This is a genomic window from Pantoea sp. SM3640, assembly GCF_015654165.1.
Lineage (GTDB): Bacteria > Pseudomonadota > Gammaproteobacteria > Enterobacterales > Enterobacteriaceae > Pantoea > Pantoea vagans.
Genome location: NZ_CP064872.1, coordinates 558,533 through 574,451, shown reverse-complemented (window position 1 = coordinate 574,451; position 15,919 = coordinate 558,533). Strand labels below are relative to the sequence as shown.

The window sequence follows — 15,919 nt, the reverse complement described above, 5'->3', positions numbered from 1 at the left end:
TCGTTACAGCAACGGTGAGGTAAATTTTCTCTGAGATGTTTGCATGTGGGCCAGTCCCCTGAGCCGATATTTCGAAAAAACAGAATGTGACGCTCTGTAACCTGTGTGCATGCTCGGTTCGTCCGAGAAGCCTGATGGTTACGACGGCATGTTCACCTTGAACCAAGGGTTCAAGGGTTACAGCCTACGGCGGCATCTCGGAGATCTCCCTTTCTGTAGTCCTGCTTTTTTCCCCGGAACGACATGTTATAGTCGCTGCACAGCGGCTTAAACGGCGGGGAAATCATGTCTGAACCTTCCATGTCATCACCTTCAATGTTACAGCGTCAGGAAATTCGTCAGCAGGTGCGCCATCTGCGTCGTGCCATGACGGATGAGCAGCAGGCCCAGGCGGCCGAACAGCTCGCTGAACTTGCCCTTAACTACGCTCCAGTTACTGCCGCGCGCAATATTGCCCTGTTTCTGTCGGTTGATGGTGAGCTGAATACCCGTCCGCTGATTGCCCGGCTCTGGCATCTGAAGAAAGCCGTCTATCTGCCGGTTTTACACCCTTTCTCCCCCGGTAATTTACTGTTTCTGCGCTACTCGCCCGATACACCACTGATCCCGAATAAACTGCGTATTCCTGAACCGCCGCTCGATATCCGGCAGTTGATCACACTTGATCAACTGGATCTGATGCTGGTGCCGCTGGTGGCCTTTGATCAGCATGGGCAACGGCTGGGAATGGGCGGCGGCTTCTATGACCGTACGCTACAGAACTGGCGGCAGCACGGTTTTTTGCCCGTCGGTCTGGCACACGACTGTCAGCAGGTGGATAGCCTGCCGGTTGCAGAATGGGATGTGCCTTTGCCAGCGGTGATGACGCCGTCAAAGCTCTGGCAGTGGGAGTAGAAGAAGCACTGTTAGGGGATTTTCAGACGGCTTAAACCCATATTTGGGCGCATTTGGCAGCAATGAAATAGCTCAACGCGCAGGGAACATGGTCATAAGAGAAAAGCGTCCCGCGCAAGGGACAAAAACGCCGGGAGCGTTTTGAACAGCGCAAAGCGTTGGCACGTTCACGGGCGCACCTCAGGGATGAGGTGCGTAATCGCGCGGGCCGAGCATGCCATGGATGGCGGCTTTTGCGTCTTTCCGATCTGACCGTGTTCTCTTCGCAGTTTCGGTATTACAGCAAATCGGGACAGCCTGTATTAACTACCTGAAGAGACGCGACTAAGCGCCTATTCAGGTTGGTATCACTTAGTAAAGCAGACGCGCGCGGATAGTGCCCGGAATCGCTTTCATCAGCTGCAGCGCGTTCTCTGCCACTTCTGGCTCTGCATCAATGTCGATAACCACATAACCCATAAACGGCGAGGTCTGCAGATACTGCGCGGCGATGTTGATACCCTGCTCTGCGAATATCTGGTTGATGGCCGTCAGCACGCCGGGACGGTTTTCATGGATGTGCAGCAGACGACTGGCGCTGATACCGTGAATCGGCAGTGACACTTCCGGGAAGTTAACCGCTGAGAGAGTCGAGCCGTTATCGGAATATTTCGCCAGCTTACCCGCTACTTCAATTCCGATGTTCTCCTGCGCTTCTTCTGTCGAGCCGCCAATGTGTGGCGTCAGGATCACGTTGTCGAACTCACTCAGTGGAGATATAAACGGCTCGCTGTTGGTGGCAGGCTCGGTCGGGAAGACATCGATGGCTGCGCCACCCACATGCTTGCTGGCCAGGGCTTCACACAACGCCGGAATATCCACGACGGTGCCACGTGAGGCGTTAATCAGCAGCGCACCGGGTTTCATTTGCGCCAGCTGTTCTGCACCGATCATATCCTGTGTAGAGGCGGTTTCCGGCACGTGCAGGCTGACAACGTCGCTCATGTTGAGCAGATCGGCCAGATGGCGTACCTGGGTGGCATTACCCAGCGGCAGCTTGTTTTCAATGTCGTAGAAGAAAACATGCATACCCAGGCTTTCGGCCAGCACGCCCAGCTGCATCCCGATATGACCGTAACCGATAATACCCAGCTTTTTACCACGCGCTTCAAATGAACCTTTGGCAATCTTATTCCAGATACCACGGTGTGCTTTCGCATTCGCTTCGGGGATGCCACGCAGCATCAGCAGCATCTCACCAATGACCAGCTCTGCCACCGAGCGGGTATTCGAGAACGGCGCATTGAATACCGGAATACCCCGGCTCGCAGCCGCCTGCAGATCAACCTGGTTAGTGCCGATACAGAAACAGCCAACGGCAACCAGCTTTTCAGCCGCCGCAAAAATCTCTTCAGTGAGCTGGGAGCGGGAACGGATACCAATGAAGTGCGCATCGCGGATCGATGCTTTTAACGCGTCGGAGTCCAGTGCGCCCTTGTGGAATTCGATGTTGGTGTAGCCTGCAGCCCGCAGATTCTCCAGCGCGCTCTGATGAACACCTTCCACCAGCAGGAACTTAATCTTATCTTTTTCCAGTGATACCTTTGCCATTTCCCGATCCTATTCAGCATTCAATGAGGACTACCATAAGCCAGCCTTCTGTCAAAATATCAAAAAAATCGCGTCCGGCAATACAAACGATTGCCCGGCAGCCAGCACGGCAATGGCTGACAGCAGCACATTGCCGGACAAAATCATGAGGTCAGCGATGAAGAGAGAACGAACCTACTGTCGATGACGGTTATGTGACATAAGTCACCAAATTTCACCGACGTGAGAAAAGATGATTTGCAGGCCGAAATAACCGGCGCCTTTACAGCGCCAGACAGATCATTTTTTGATGGTTTTCACGCCATCAGGACCGCCAATTAATGCGATATCGGCACCGCGCGCGGCAAAAAGACCAACGGTAACGACGCCCGGCAAGGCATTGATGGTTTTTTCGAGCTCAATCGGATCGAGAATGCGCAGATTATGCACATCGAGAATAATGTTGCCATTATCGGTCACCACGTTCTGACGATACTCAGGTAAGCCGCCCATTTTCACCAGCTGACGCGCCACGTAACTGCGCGCCATCGGAATCACTTCGACTGGCAGCGGAAAACGCCCCAGCACATCGACCTCTTTTGAGGCGTCAGCGATGCAGATAAAGGTCTCGGCCACCGCGGCTACGATCTTTTCACGCGTCAGCGCTGCGCCGCCGCCTTTGATCATCTGCATCTGTGGGTTGATCTCATCCGCGCCATCAACGTAAACCGACAGCAGGTCAATCTCGTTCAGATCGAACACCTGAATGCCCAGGCTTTTCAGCTTCTGGGTAGAAGCGTCGGAGCTGGAGACGGCACCTTCGATCTGATGCCTGACCGTGGCCAGCGCATCAATAAAGTGGGCAGCGGTGGATCCGGTGCCTACGCCAACAACGGTGCCCGGCTGCACATAGTCAAGTGCAGCCCAGCCAACGGCTTTTTTCAGTTCATCCTGGGTCATGGTATGTTTAAAACCTGTGCGACAACGAAGTGCGCGTAGTATAAAACAAGGCTTGCTGAAAATGCTCGGCTGTCCGACGTGGATTTAACGCTTTGGAAGCCAGCCCACAAAAAACAAGCGAGCCATCACAGGTGACACTTTTGTGGCATAGTGACGTCCACCCTGAAGGAGAGAGAAGAAGAATGAAACGCCCGGATTATCGAACGCTTCAGGCGCTGGATTCAGTGATCCGCGAACGCGGCTTTGAGCGTGCCGCACAAAAGTTGTGTATCACCCAATCGGCGGTTTCACAGCGTATCAAGCAGCTGGAGAACCTGTTTGGTCAGCCGCTGCTGGTGCGCACCGTGCCGCCGCGTCCGACTGAACAGGGGCAAAAACTGCTGGCGTTACTGCATCAGGTAGAGCTGCTGGAAGAGGAGTGGCTGGGCGATGAGAACAGTGGCACCACGCCGCTGCTGCTGTCGCTGGCGGTCAATGCCGACAGTCTGGCGACCTGGCTGCTGCCTGCGCTGAAAGATGTGCTGGCAGATTCCCCTGTCCGTCTGAATCTGCAGGTCGAAGATGAAACCCGCACTCAGGAGCGTCTGCGTCGGGGTGAAGTAGTCGGTGCTGTGAGTATTCAGCCGCAGCCGCTACCGAGTTGTCTGGTGGATCAGCTCGGTGCTCTCGACTATCTGTTTGTCGCGTCACGCGACTTTGCCGATCGCTTCTTTCCTAACGGCGTCACGCGCTCAGCCCTGCTGAAAGCGCCTGCGGTGGCGTTTGATCATCTTGATGATATGCATCAAGCCTTCCTGCAGCAGAACTTTGATCTTTCACCCGGCAGCGTGCCCTGCCACATCGTGAACTCCTCTGAAGCCTTTGTGCAGATGGCGCGGCAGGGTTCAACCTGCTGTATGATCCCGCATCTTCAGATTGAGCGTGAGCTGGCAAGCGGTGAGTTAATCGATTTGACGCCGGGATTGTGTCAGCGCCGGATGCTCTACTGGCATCGGTTTGCGCCGGAGAGCCGCTTAATGCGTCGGGTGACCGATGCGCTGATTACGCATGGACATCGGGTGCTGCGGCAGGATGACGTGGCAGCCTGAAAACAAAAACGGGGCGAAAGCCCCGTTTTTGTTGCTGACAAATCGGGATAACCAGGAGTCTTACAACAACAGAAAAGTTAAACGCGAAGGGAACAGGGTCAGAAGAGGAAAGCGTCCCGCGGCCTGGGACAAAAACGCCGGGAGCGTTTTTGAACAACGCAACGCGTTGGCCCGGTCACGGGCGCACCTCAGGGATGAGGTGCGTAATTGTGCGGGCCGAGCGGCCAGGGATTGGCCTTAGCGACTTTCCGATCTGACCCTGTTTCCTGTGCAGGCACCGTCTCACAGCGAACCAGGCCAGGTTTTGTCAACAATCTCAAACGGGACATCAGCCCCGTTTCGCATTATGGCGTGTTGGGCTTGAGCTCAAACACCACATCTACCTGATCGTCAAAGTTGATGCTCTGCTGATCGTAGGTTTCCTGCGCCGACGTATCTGCCGCGGCTGCCGCTTTATACATGCGGTTCATTGGCATCGGCTGATAGTTGGCAACCTGATAACGAATGCTGTAGATGGATCCCAGCTTCGCGTTGAAGCCTTCAGCCAGCTGTGAGGCCTGCTGAGTCGCGTTCTTAATCGCGGCTTTACGCGCCTGCTCTTTGTAGCTTTCCGGGTTTGCCACGCCTAACTCAACGCTGCGTACCTCATTCAGACCAGACTTCAGCGCCCCGTCCAGCAGATCGTTCAGCTTGTCCAGTTGACGCAGGGTGACCTGCACCTGACGCACCGCGCGATAGCCTTTCAGTACCGATTTACCCTCTTTGGTGTAATCGTACTCAGGCTGTGTGCTCAGGTTAGCTGCATCGATATCTTTCTTCTCAATGCCGTTTTTCTGCAGAAAATCGAAATATTGCGCAACCCGGCTATCCGCCTGCTTTTTCGCATCTGCAGCATCTTTCGACGACACGTTCACCACGATTGAGAGCGTCGCGATATCGGGACGGGCATCGACCGTTGCCTTGCCTGAGGTCACCACGTGCGGTCCGTTCGGTAACTCATCAGCGTGTACGCCAGGCAATGCCCCGGCGCTCATAATTGCGGCCAGAGCCAATGCTTTCAGTTTCATGAAAGTCCTCCTTGAAAAGGTCACTATGACGGCTTCCAACCGGCGAAGCCCAAAAGCGCATCGGTATGCGCCATGCTTTGAGTGGTCATTATGGCAAAAGTTCGCCTGCGGTGCGGCAATTACCGGCGCGGATCGCAGCCGGGATCAAAAACCGGCAATGCCCTGGCGCGCCAGCTGCAGGGCGATAAACCACATCACCGCGCCCACCAACAGGTTAATAATGCGCTGGGCTTTCGCGGTACGCAGGCGCGGTGAGAGCCACGCGGCCAGCAGGGCCAGGCCAAAGAACCAGAGGATCGACGCACTGATGGTGCCCAGCGCGAACCACTGACGCGCCGTGGTAGTCGGCAACTGACCGCCAAGACTGCCCAGCACCACAAAGGTGTCGAGGTAGACGTGCGGATTGAGCCAGGTTACCGCCAGCAGCGTCGCAATGATGCGTCCCCTGCTCTGCTTTAACGGCGCACCATCCGTCAGATCGGCCTCACCGCGAAAAGCACTGCGCAACGCGCCCCAGCCATACCACAGCAGAAAAGCCACGCCCGCCCAGGTGATGACCATCAGCAGCAGCGGAGACTGGCTCAACAAGGCGCTGCCGCCAAAGATGCCGCCGCATATCAGCAGAATATCGCTCAGCGAGCAGAGTGCCGCCGTCATCAGATGGTACTGACGTTTTACACCCTGATTCATCACAAATGCGTTTTGCGGCCCCAGCGGCAGTATCAGCGCGGCGCCGAGGGCAAGCCCCTGAAAGTAGAGAGATATCACAGCAGTACGTCCTCACATGGTCAGATGCGAAGAAGTATAAAGAGAGGAAATGATTAGCGGAAATTGAAAGAATTAATCTGCGATTAGCAAAATTAATGGGCGACGGGCGCCGCCCATTGACTGATTATTGCGACTGAAGCTGGGTTTCGACGGCTTCAGGCACGGATTTCTGATGCAGATGCACATCCATCTGCGGATAAGGAATACCAATTCCTTTACCATCCAGCGCACGTTTGAAGTTCTTCAGCAGATCCCAGTAAACGTCCTGCAGGTCTCCGCTGTTGCTCCAGCAGCGCACCACAAAGTTCATGGAGGAAGCGGCCAGTTCGTTAAGACCGATCTGAATACCCTTCTCTTTCAATACACGGCTGTCGGCTTCAACGACCTGCTGCAGTAAGGCAATGACTTCATCCACATCCGCTTCATAAGCGACGCCAATGATAAATTCATTGCGACGAACCGGCTCACGCGAGAAGTTAACGATGTTTCCGCTGATGATTTTACCGTTTGGCACCACCACAATTTTGCCATCCCCGGTCCGGAGCGTGGTGGAGAAAATCTGCACATGCAGTACGGTTCCCATCACACCGCCCAAATCAACAAACTCGCCTGTACGGAACGGACGGAAGGTGACCAGCAGGACGCCTGCGGCCAGGTTTGAGAGCGATCCCTGTAAGGCCAGACCAACTGCCAGACCAGCAGCACCCAGTACAGCAATCACCGAGGCAGTCTGTACTCCAATGCGTCCCAGGGCTGCGATAATGGTAAACGCGATAACGCCATAGCGCACCAGCGCGGAGAGGAAGTCTGCCACGGTCGCGTCGATATGACGGGCGCGCAGCAGGCGATTTACGGCATTAGAGATGATACGGGCGATGACCATCCCGATAATGATGATGGCGATAGCGGCAACGATATTCACGGCATAGCTGATGATCAGCGCCTGATTGCGAATCAGCCAGTTACCTGCGTTATTTAAGCCGTCGACGACGTGTAAATCTTCCATTAATAAGCCCTGTTGTTAGATTCCCACCGGGAATGAAAAAACTGCCAGATGACATCCGACACCCTGCCATCAAGGGTAATCAATTATCCCCTTAAGCGCCAAACCGTCGGGCTTTAAAGCGCGTTTTTACGAAAATTTTGCATAAAAAAAGGCCCTTTCGGGCCTTTTTTGTACGATAACTGAATGTCAGTTACAGCACGTCGACAGCGTTAAGCTCTTTGAAAGCCTGCTCCAGACGCACGACCATAGAGGCCTGGGCAGAACGCAGCCAGACACGTGGGTCGTAGTATTTTTTGTTTGGCTTGTCGTCGCCTTCCGGGTTGCCCAGCTGCGACTGCAGATAGCCTTCGTTCTTTTTGTAGTACTGCAGGATGCCGTCCCAGGTTGCCCACTGGGTATCGGTATCGATGTTCATCTTGATCACGCCGTAGCTGATAGACTCTTCGATTTCTGCAGCTGAAGAACCTGAACCGCCGTGGAAAACGAAGTCCAGCGCGTTGTGCGGCAGGCCATGTTTTTCACACACATATTTCTGCGAATCGCGCAGAATGGTCGGGGTCAGTTTCACGTTACCTGGCTTGTAAACGCCGTGTACGTTACCGAATGAAGCCGCAATGGTGAAGCGCGGGCTAATCGCATGCAGTTTTTCATACGCGTAGTTCACATCTTCCGGCTGAGTGTAGAGTGCAGAAGCGTCCATGTGGCTGTTATCCACGCCATCTTCTTCACCACCGGTGCAGCCCAGTTCGATTTCCAGCGTCATGTCGAGTTTCGCCATACGCGCCAGGTATTTGCTGCTGATCTCGATGTTCTCTTCCAGAGACTCTTCTGACAGGTCGATCATGTGAGAAGAGAACAGTGGTTTACCGTTTTTCTGGAAATACTCTTCACCCGCGTCCAGCAGACCGTCGATCCATGGCAGCAGTTTCTTGGCACAGTGGTCGGTGTGCAGGATAACCGGCACGCCATACTGCTCAGCCATCAGGTGAACATGGTGTGCACCCGCGATAGCGCCGAAAATGGCCGCGCCCTGTGGTTTATCAGTCTTGAAGCCTTTACCCGCGATAAATGCAGCACCGCCGTTAGAGAACTGGATGATGATTGGCGCTTTAACTTTCGCAGCGGCTTCCAGTGCGGCATTGATAGAGTCGGTGCCGACGCAGTTTACGGCTGGCAGTGCGAATTTGTTCTCTTTCGCAACTTTGAAGATCTTCTGTACGTCATCACCAGTGACAACGCCGGGTTTTACGAAATCAAAAATTTTAGACATGATTGTGTCCTGTTTCGTGACCGTTGTTCCCGCTCGGGAACATCGATTTAAACGCCCAGACGGGCAAGACTTCAGGCGATGCCGCCAGGCATCGCCCCCAAAGGATTACTGCTTCGCACGCTCTTCCAGCATAGCAACTGCAGGCAGTTTTTTGCCTTCAACGAATTCAAGGAACGCGCCGCCGCCGGTAGAGATGTAGGAAATTTTGTCTTCAATGCCGAACAGGTCGATAGCCGCTAAGGTATCGCCACCGCCAGCAACAGAGAAGGCATCGCTGTCTGCAATGGCGTTCGCCACGATCTCGGTGCCTTTACGGAAGTTAGGGAACTCAAACACGCCCACCGGGCCGTTCCACAGGATGGTTTTAGCATCCTTCAGGATAGCCGCCATCGCCTGTGCGGTTTCGTCACCAAAGTCCATAATCTCTTCGTTATCCGCCACTTCCGAAACCTTTTTCACGGTCGCTGGCGCAGTTTCAGAGAATTCTGTGCCGACGCGTGAGTCAGTCGGAACCGGGATACCGTGCTGATCGCGCAGGCCTTTGGCCGCTTCAACGAAGTCTGGTTCATAGAGTGATTTACCGACATTGTTGTCGATAGCCACGAAGGTGTTAGCAATACCGCCGCCCACAATCACGGTGTCCGCGATTTTGACCAGAGACTGCAGCACGTCAAATTTGGTAGAGACTTTAGAACCGCCAACAACAGCCACCAGCGGACGTTCCGGGTTACTCATAACTTTACCCAGCGCTTCCAGTTCTGCAGAAAGCAGCGGACCGGCACAGGCGATAGGAGCAAATTTGCCGACGCCGTGGGTAGACGCCTGCGCACGGTGCGCAGTACCAAAGGCGTCCATCACAAATACGTCGCACAGCGCAGCATATTTTTTAGACAGTGCTTCGTCGTCTTTCTTTTCGCCTTTGTTGAAGCGAACGTTTTCCAGCACCACCAGTTCGCCAGCGCCGACTTCAACGCCATCGAGGTAATCTTTTGCCAGGGTCACATTGGTGCCGCTCAGCTTCTCTTTCAGGTAGTTAACTACCGGCAGCAGCGAGAACTCTTCGTTGTACTCACCTTCGGTCGGACGACCCAGGTGGGAGGTAACCATTACTTTCGCGCCCTGTTTCAACGCCGCTTCAATGGTTGGCAGAGAAGCACGGATACGTGCATCAGACGTCACTTTACCTTCTTTAACTGGTACGTTCAGATCGGCACGGATCAGAACGCGTTTGCCAGCCAGATCCAGATCGGTCATCTTAATTACAGACATGGTGAACCCTCTCGTTGATTCTCATAAGTTTTGCCAGACGCAAACCGCGTCTTACCTGAAACCGCTTGCGGCCATCGCTAACGTCGTGTCGAGCATTCGGTTAGCAAAGCCCCATTCGTTGTCACACCAGACCAGGGTCTTGATAAGGTGTTGACCGCTGACCCGCGTTTGTGTTCCATCCACAATGGCACTGTGCGGATCATGGTTAAAATCTACTGAGACTAACGGTAATTCCGTATAGTCAACTATACCACGAAATGCCCCTTCTGCCGCGCTCCGCAACAGGGTGTTAACATCACACGCTGTCACCGCGTTATGCACAGAAACGCTGAGATCAATGGCCGTCACGTTAATCGTCGGGACGCGAACGGCTATCGCCTCAAAGCGATCGTTGAATTTCGGAAAAATACGGGTAATGCCAGCCGCCAGACGCGTATCTACCGGGATGATCGACTGACTGGCTGCACGTGTGCGGCGCAGATCGCTGTGATAGGCGTCGATCACCTGCTGATCGTGCATCGCCGAGTGGATCGTAGTGACAGTGCCGGATTCGATTCCAAACGCATCATCCAGCAGCTTAATCACCGGAATAATGCAGTTCGTCGTACAGGAGGCGTTGGAGACGATGCGGTCACTGGCGGTCAGTGCCTGCTGGTTAACGCCATACACCACCGTGGCGTCGAGATCGTTGCCGCCGGGATGAGAGAACAGCACTTTTTTAGCACCAGCCTGCAGGTGCGCTTCGCCATCAGCCCGCGAGCCATAGACGCCGGTACAGTCCAGCACCACATCCACGTCGAGTTCACGCCAGGGCAAATCGGCAATGTCTGCACGGTGCAGAATACGCAGGGTATCACCCCCCACCCACATCACATCGCGCTCCTGACGGACGTCGAAAGCAAAACGGCCATGGCTGGTATCGTATTTCAGCAGATGCGCCATACCGGTGGCTTCTGCCAGCTCGTTAATGGCGACCACGGTGATCTCTGCACGCCGGCCCGTTTCATAGAGCGCGCGCAGGACGTTGCGTCCAATCCGGCCAAAACCATTTATCGCTACCCGTACCGTCATTTCTCTCCTGCCACGTCAGACTGAAAAAAACGTGCCGTTAGCCTGAGCGTTTCACTGCATTTTGTACAGGAGATTCTTACCCGGCATTGTCCGAAATCAGGGCGGTGTGCACAGCGACTGAAACGGTTCAGCCACAATAATAGAAGGAAGGAATAACAGGAATGACTGTGATCAATCTGACTGCTTAAATTTGGATCTGCGTCACAAATTCGGGCCATAGTCAGTTATTACTGGAGGAATAATAAATAAAGGGACGAAAATTTCGCCCCTCTTGTTTCACTGCCAGACGGGAACAGACCCGCCTGGCCGGTTTTTACGCCAGCAGCGTCTTCGCTTTAGCGACCACGTTGTCGACGGTGAAGCCAAACAGTTCAAACAGCTGATCCGCAGGTGCAGATTCGCCGAAGCTGGTCATACCCACGATAGCGCCGTTCAGACCGGTGTATTTGAACCAGTAATCCGCGATGCCCGCTTCGATAGCGACGCGCGCGCTGACGGCTTTAGGCAGTACGGATTCGCGGTACTCATCGCTCTGCTTGTCGAAAGCATCCGTTGAGGGCATAGAGACCACGCGCACTTTACGGCCTTCGCTGGTGAGTTTGTCCCATGCACCGACAGCCAGCTCAACTTCTGAACCGGTAGCGATCAGGATCAGCTCAGGGGTGCCGTCGCAATCTTTCAGTACATAACCGCCACGTGCCACGTTAGCCAGCTGTGCAGCGTCACGTTCCTGCTGCGCCAGGTTCTGACGAGAGAAGATCAGTGCTGTCGGGCCATCCTGACGTTCGATGGCATATTTCCACGCCACGGCAGATTCAACCTGGTCACAGGGACGCCACAGGCTCATGTTTGGTGTGGTACGCAGACTCGCCATCTGCTCAACCGGCTGGTGCGTCGGACCATCTTCGCCCAGACCGATAGAATCGTGGGTGTAGACCATGATCTGACGGATCTTCATCAGTGCCGCCATACGCGCTGCATTACGCGCATATTCAACGAACATCAGGAAGGTGGCGGTGTACGGCAGGAAGCCGCCATGCAGCGCCAGGCCATTAGCGATAGCGGTCATACCGAACTCGCGCACGCCGTAATGGATGTAGTTACCCGCTGCATCTTCGTTGATTGGCTTAGAGCCAGACCAGATAGTCAGGTTGCTCGGTGCCAGGTCGGCTGAGCCGCCAAGGTATTCCGGCAGGATTTTACCGAAAGCTTCGATAGCGTTCTGTGAGGCTTTACGGCTGGCGATCTTCGCCGGGTTCGCCTGCAGCTGTTCAACGAACTTCTGCGACTCTTCCTGCCAGTTAGCGGGCAGTTCGTTGCTAACGCGACGTTTGAACTCGGCAGCCAGTTCAGGATGTGCCTGCGCATACGCAGCGAATTTCTCATCCCATGCAGACTCTTTTGCCTGGCCCGCTTCTTTCGCGTCCCACTCTGCATAGATGTCAGAAGGAATAACGAATGGCGCGTGGTTCCAGCCCAGCTGTTTGCGGGTCAGTGCCACTTCATCATCACCCAGCGGTGCGCCGTGTGAATCATGCGTACCCGCTTTGTTCGGTGAACCAAAGCCGATAACGGTTTTGCACATCAGCAGTGAAGGCTTGTCGCTGACGCTTTTCGCTTCGTCGATCGCTTTCGCAATCGCGTCCGCATCGTGACCATCAACGCCGCGCACCACGTGCCAGCCGTACGCTTCAAAGCGCTTCGCGGTGTCATCGGTGAACCAGCCATCAATGTGACCGTCGATAGAGATGCCGTTGTCATCGTAGAACGCAACCAGTTTGCCCAGCTTCAGCGTACCCGCCAGTGAGCAGACTTCGTGCGAAATACCTTCCATCATGCAGCCATCACCCATGAAGACATAGGTGTTGTGGTCTACGATGTCATGACCCGGACGGTTGAACTGTGCGGCCAGCGTGCGTTCCGCAATGGCGAAGCCGACTGCGTTCGCGATGCCCTGCCCCAGCGGACCGGTGGTGGTTTCAACGCCCACGGTGTAGCCATATTCAGGGTGACCTGGAGTTTTTGAGTGCAGCTGGCGGAAGTTTTCCAGCTCGCTCAGTGGCAGATCGTAGCCGGTCAGGTGCAGCAGGCTATAGATCAGCATGGAGCCGTGACCATTAGACAGAACGAAACGGTCGCGGTCGGCCCACAGCGGGTTGGTTGGGTTGTGGTTCAGGTAGCCGCGCCAGAGTACTTCAGCGATGTCCGCCATGCCCATTGGGGCACCCGGATGTCCCGATTTCGCTTTCTGTACTGCATCCATACTTAACGCACGAATGGCGTTGGCAAGCTCTTTACGAGAGGGCATTTTCTACTCCAGGTCGGATTAATGCTTCGCGCCTTAACTTATTGTTATTAATGAGTTAGTGGGCAAAACAAGGAAAAAGTTGCCCATCAATGTACATGAAAATCGGGGCAAAAGTACATGCTGTAAAACGCTAAATGTAACCGCTTCGTATGGCTTTTCCGGCCAACTCTGCTAGCAAAGTGCAGACTGGCACGCTATAACCAAATCGTTTATTCACCTGACTGAGTTTCAGGTGTTTGTTTTTCTTACCTTGTTATGAATGGGATAGAGCATGAAAATCCAGAAAACGGTGTTAGCGCTTGGGCTGGCAACGCTGCTCAGCGGCTGTCAGGGTTTAGACAATAATGGACTGATGCAGTCGGGCGCGCAGGCGTTTCAGGCGTACACCCTGAGCGACGATCAGGTTAAGCAGCTGAGCGATAAATCCTGTGAGCAGATGGACAAAGATAATCAGGTTGCGCCTGCGAACAGTGAGTATCAGCAGCGTCTGAACAAGATTGCGGCCGCGCTGGGCGACAACATCAACGGCGTCCCGGCTAACTACAAGGTCTATCAGACCAAAGATGTTAACGCCTGGGCGATGGCCAACGGCTGTATCCGCGTTTATAGCGGCCTGATGGATATGATGACTGACAATGAAGTGGAAGGCGTGCTGGGTCATGAGATGGGGCACGTGGCGTTAGGTCATACGCGCAAGGCGATGCAACTGGCGTATGCCACGACCGCAGCCCGCACGGCAGCAGCCTCAGTGGGCGGCGTGATCGGTTCACTGTCGCAGTCGCAACTGGGTGAGATGGGGGAAAAACTGGTCAATGCGCAGTTCTCCCAGACACAGGAATCACAGGCGGATGACTACTCCTACGATTTGATGAAGAAGCGCAACATCAACCCGGAAGGCCTGGTCACCAGCTTTGAGAAACTGGCGAAACTGGAACAGGGACGTCAGAGCTCGATGTTTGACTCGCACCCGGCTTCTGAAGCGCGCGCCGAGCACATCCGCGAACGTATTGCTGCTGACGCGAAGTAATACGGACGGCAGGCGCGTGCATTGTGCATGCGCCTGCAGAGCGTGTCAGGTCAGTATCTGTGGCCTAACGTTTGAATATCTGATCCACCATCGAACCTAAATCGAGTTTGTTCTCGTGCAGTGAGGCTTCATCCATATGCCCCTGCGGTGACATCTTATCAATCAGCTGCGGCAGGATAACTGCCAGCGTGCCCGCTGCGCCTTTCACGTCGGTTCCCAGCTTATCCGCCAGTGACTGCAGTTCCGCCTCACCAAACGCCGAGTGGATGTCGCTGTGTTCTACAGGCTGATTCGTCCCGGTGCCGATCCACGAACCAAACACCTCACCCAGCCCGCCCTGCTGGAATTTTTGCAGCAGCACTTCGATGCCGCCCTGCTCCTGTACCCAGTGCCAGACCGCCTGCAGCTGCCCAGGCAGATGCCCGTCGCTTTGGTTGCCCTGCAGCGCTCCCGCCAGTTCATCCAGAAAGCCCATAATTGCCTCCACGTTGAGAATTGATATCAGTCAGTTTAGTTGCTGATGCGTGGTTACGCCTGAGGCGCGTGCGGTGTCAAAAGCGGGAGAAAAATCCGGAGGGGAAAAAGCGGATGGTGACCGTTACTGACACTGCGCCGCTTCAGGTGGCAGCGCAAAGCCTGCCGGGTTGGCCCGGCAGGCTCAGAATGGGATTAGCCCTTGTTCACGGCCTGAACATGCAGCATATCCAGTGCCAGCGTCGCCGCCGCCAGTGCTGTCAGATCGGCGTGATCGTAACCCGGTGCCACTTCCACCAGATCCATGCCGACAATGTTCATGCCCTGCAGGCCACGAATCAGCTTGGTCGCTTTATCGGTGGTCAGGCCGCCAATGACCGGTGTGCCGGTGCCAGGCGCATGGGCCGGATCCAGGCAGTCGATGTCGAAGGTCAGGTAAACCGGCAGATCGCCGACGGTGCGTTTTACTTCGGCGAGGATATCGTCAACGCTGCGGTCATTAACCTGCGCCGCATCCAGCACGTTGAAGCCCAGGCTCCTGTCGAACTCGGTACGGATACCGATCTGCACGGAGTGCTGTGGATCGATCAGACCCTCTTTCGGCGCGGTAAAGAACATGGTGCCGTGGTCAAAGGTCGGGCCGTTGGAGTAGGTATCGGTATGGGCATCGAAATGCACCAGCGCCATCTTGCCGAAATGTTTCGCATGGGCGCGCAGCAGAGGCAGCGTAACGTAGTGGTCACCGCCAAAGGTCATCATGCGCTTGCCATTGGCCAGCAGTTTTTCCGCATGGGCCTGTAACTTGTCAGAGAGGTCCTGCGAGTCGCCGAAGGCGTAAACCAGATCGCCACAGTCGACGACGTTCAGGCGCTGACGCAGGTCGAAATCCCACGGCCAGCGGCAGCCTTCCCAGGCCAGATTAGTTGAGATCTGACGGATTGCGCCCGGACCCAGGCGGCTGCCCGGACGACCGGAAGTGGCGGCATCAAACGGCACGCCGGTGATAACCCACTCGGCGTCGCTGTCGTAAGGCTGGAAATTCAGCGGAAAACGCATGAAGCCAAAGGCGTTAGAAACCAGGGAGTTGTCGTACTGATTGCCAAGCGTGTTATACATAATTGCTCTCTCTATGTGCGTAAGTCGGGCGA

14 protein-coding genes and 1 other RNA gene are annotated in these 15,919 nt (G+C 55.0%); 4 read left to right on the top strand and 11 right to left on the bottom strand.

Going from position 1 to position 15,919, the window contains the following annotated elements; translation table 11 throughout:
- Positions 1–24: 24 nt before the first annotated feature.
- Positions 25–208, top strand: a non-coding RNA gene (gene ssrS / locus IV493_RS02775) — 6S RNA.
- Positions 209–300: 92 nt separating this feature from the next.
- Positions 301–894, top strand: coding sequence for a 5-formyltetrahydrofolate cyclo-ligase (locus IV493_RS02770; protein WP_095707692.1), 594 nt, complete (start codon positions 301–303; stop codon positions 892–894).
- Between the two features lie 351 nt (positions 895–1,245).
- On the opposite strand, the gene serA is transcribed toward IV493_RS02770, so the two are convergent.
- Together serA and rpiA are read right to left on the bottom strand one after the other, a co-directional pair.
- Positions 1,246–2,484 carry a phosphoglycerate dehydrogenase gene (gene serA / locus IV493_RS02765; RefSeq protein WP_095706718.1) on the bottom strand — a complete coding sequence of 413 codons (1,239 nt, stop codon included), beginning with the start codon at positions 2,482–2,484 and terminating at the stop codon, positions 1,246–1,248.
- A gap of 279 nt (positions 2,485–2,763) precedes the next feature.
- A complete protein-coding gene (gene rpiA, locus IV493_RS02760) occupies positions 2,764–3,423 on the bottom strand; it encodes a ribose-5-phosphate isomerase RpiA (RefSeq protein WP_013358954.1) in 660 nt (219 codons plus the stop codon).
- A 182-nt stretch (positions 3,424–3,605) separates the two neighbouring features.
- On the opposite strand from rpiA, the gene IV493_RS02755 reads away from it, so the two are divergent.
- Positions 3,606–4,511, top strand: a complete 906-nt coding sequence (locus IV493_RS02755; protein WP_195857691.1) for a LysR family transcriptional regulator ArgP — start codon at positions 3,606–3,608, stop codon at positions 4,509–4,511.
- Positions 4,512–4,855: 344 nt separating this feature from the next.
- On the opposite strand, the gene IV493_RS02750 is transcribed toward IV493_RS02755, so the two are convergent.
- From IV493_RS02750 to tkt, 7 genes are all read right to left on the bottom strand, one after another.
- A complete protein-coding gene (locus IV493_RS02750; RefSeq protein ID WP_033784009.1) occupies positions 4,856–5,578 on the bottom strand; it encodes an oxidative stress defense protein in 723 nt (240 codons plus the stop codon).
- 144 nt (positions 5,579–5,722) lie between these two features.
- Positions 5,723–6,346, bottom strand: coding sequence for an arginine exporter ArgO (gene argO / locus IV493_RS02745; protein WP_095706716.1), 624 nt, complete (start codon positions 6,344–6,346; stop codon positions 5,723–5,725).
- A 124-nt stretch (positions 6,347–6,470) separates the two neighbouring features.
- Positions 6,471–7,352, bottom strand: coding sequence for a small-conductance mechanosensitive channel MscS (gene mscS, locus IV493_RS02740; protein WP_095706715.1), 882 nt, complete (start codon positions 7,350–7,352; stop codon positions 6,471–6,473).
- Between the two features lie 190 nt (positions 7,353–7,542).
- Positions 7,543–8,622, bottom strand: a complete 1,080-nt coding sequence (gene fbaA / locus IV493_RS02735; protein ID WP_013358958.1) for a class II fructose-bisphosphate aldolase — start codon at positions 8,620–8,622, stop codon at positions 7,543–7,545.
- A gap of 105 nt (positions 8,623–8,727) precedes the next feature.
- Positions 8,728–9,891: a phosphoglycerate kinase gene (pgk, locus tag IV493_RS02730; protein ID WP_013358959.1), complete on the bottom strand. Its 1,164-nt coding sequence runs from the start codon at positions 9,889–9,891 to the stop codon at positions 8,728–8,730.
- A gap of 51 nt (positions 9,892–9,942) precedes the next feature.
- Positions 9,943–10,962 carry an erythrose-4-phosphate dehydrogenase gene (gene epd, locus IV493_RS02725; protein ID WP_033733686.1) on the bottom strand — a complete coding sequence of 340 codons (1,020 nt, stop codon included), beginning with the start codon at positions 10,960–10,962 and terminating at the stop codon, positions 9,943–9,945.
- A 313-nt stretch (positions 10,963–11,275) separates the two neighbouring features.
- On the bottom strand, positions 11,276–13,270 hold the full coding sequence (gene tkt / locus IV493_RS02720) for a transketolase (RefSeq protein WP_195857690.1): 1,995 nt from the start codon (positions 13,268–13,270) through the stop codon (positions 11,276–11,278).
- A gap of 271 nt (positions 13,271–13,541) precedes the next feature.
- Here tkt and IV493_RS02715 point away from each other — a divergent pair, with 271 nt between their 5' ends.
- A complete protein-coding gene (locus IV493_RS02715; protein ID WP_013358963.1) occupies positions 13,542–14,297 on the top strand; it encodes a M48 family metallopeptidase in 756 nt (251 codons plus the stop codon).
- Between the two features lie 64 nt (positions 14,298–14,361).
- Here the strand turns inward: IV493_RS02715 and IV493_RS02710 are convergent, their stop codons facing one another.
- The gene (locus IV493_RS02710) at positions 14,362–14,772 is read right to left on the bottom strand and encodes a YidB family protein (protein ID WP_033733689.1); all 411 of its coding nucleotides are present in this window, start codon (positions 14,770–14,772) and stop codon (positions 14,362–14,364) included.
- 194 nt (positions 14,773–14,966) lie between these two features.
- The gene (gene speB, locus IV493_RS02705) at positions 14,967–15,887 is read right to left on the bottom strand and encodes an agmatinase (RefSeq protein WP_013358965.1); all 921 of its coding nucleotides are present in this window, start codon (positions 15,885–15,887) and stop codon (positions 14,967–14,969) included.
- Positions 15,888–15,919: the final 32 nt, after the last annotated feature.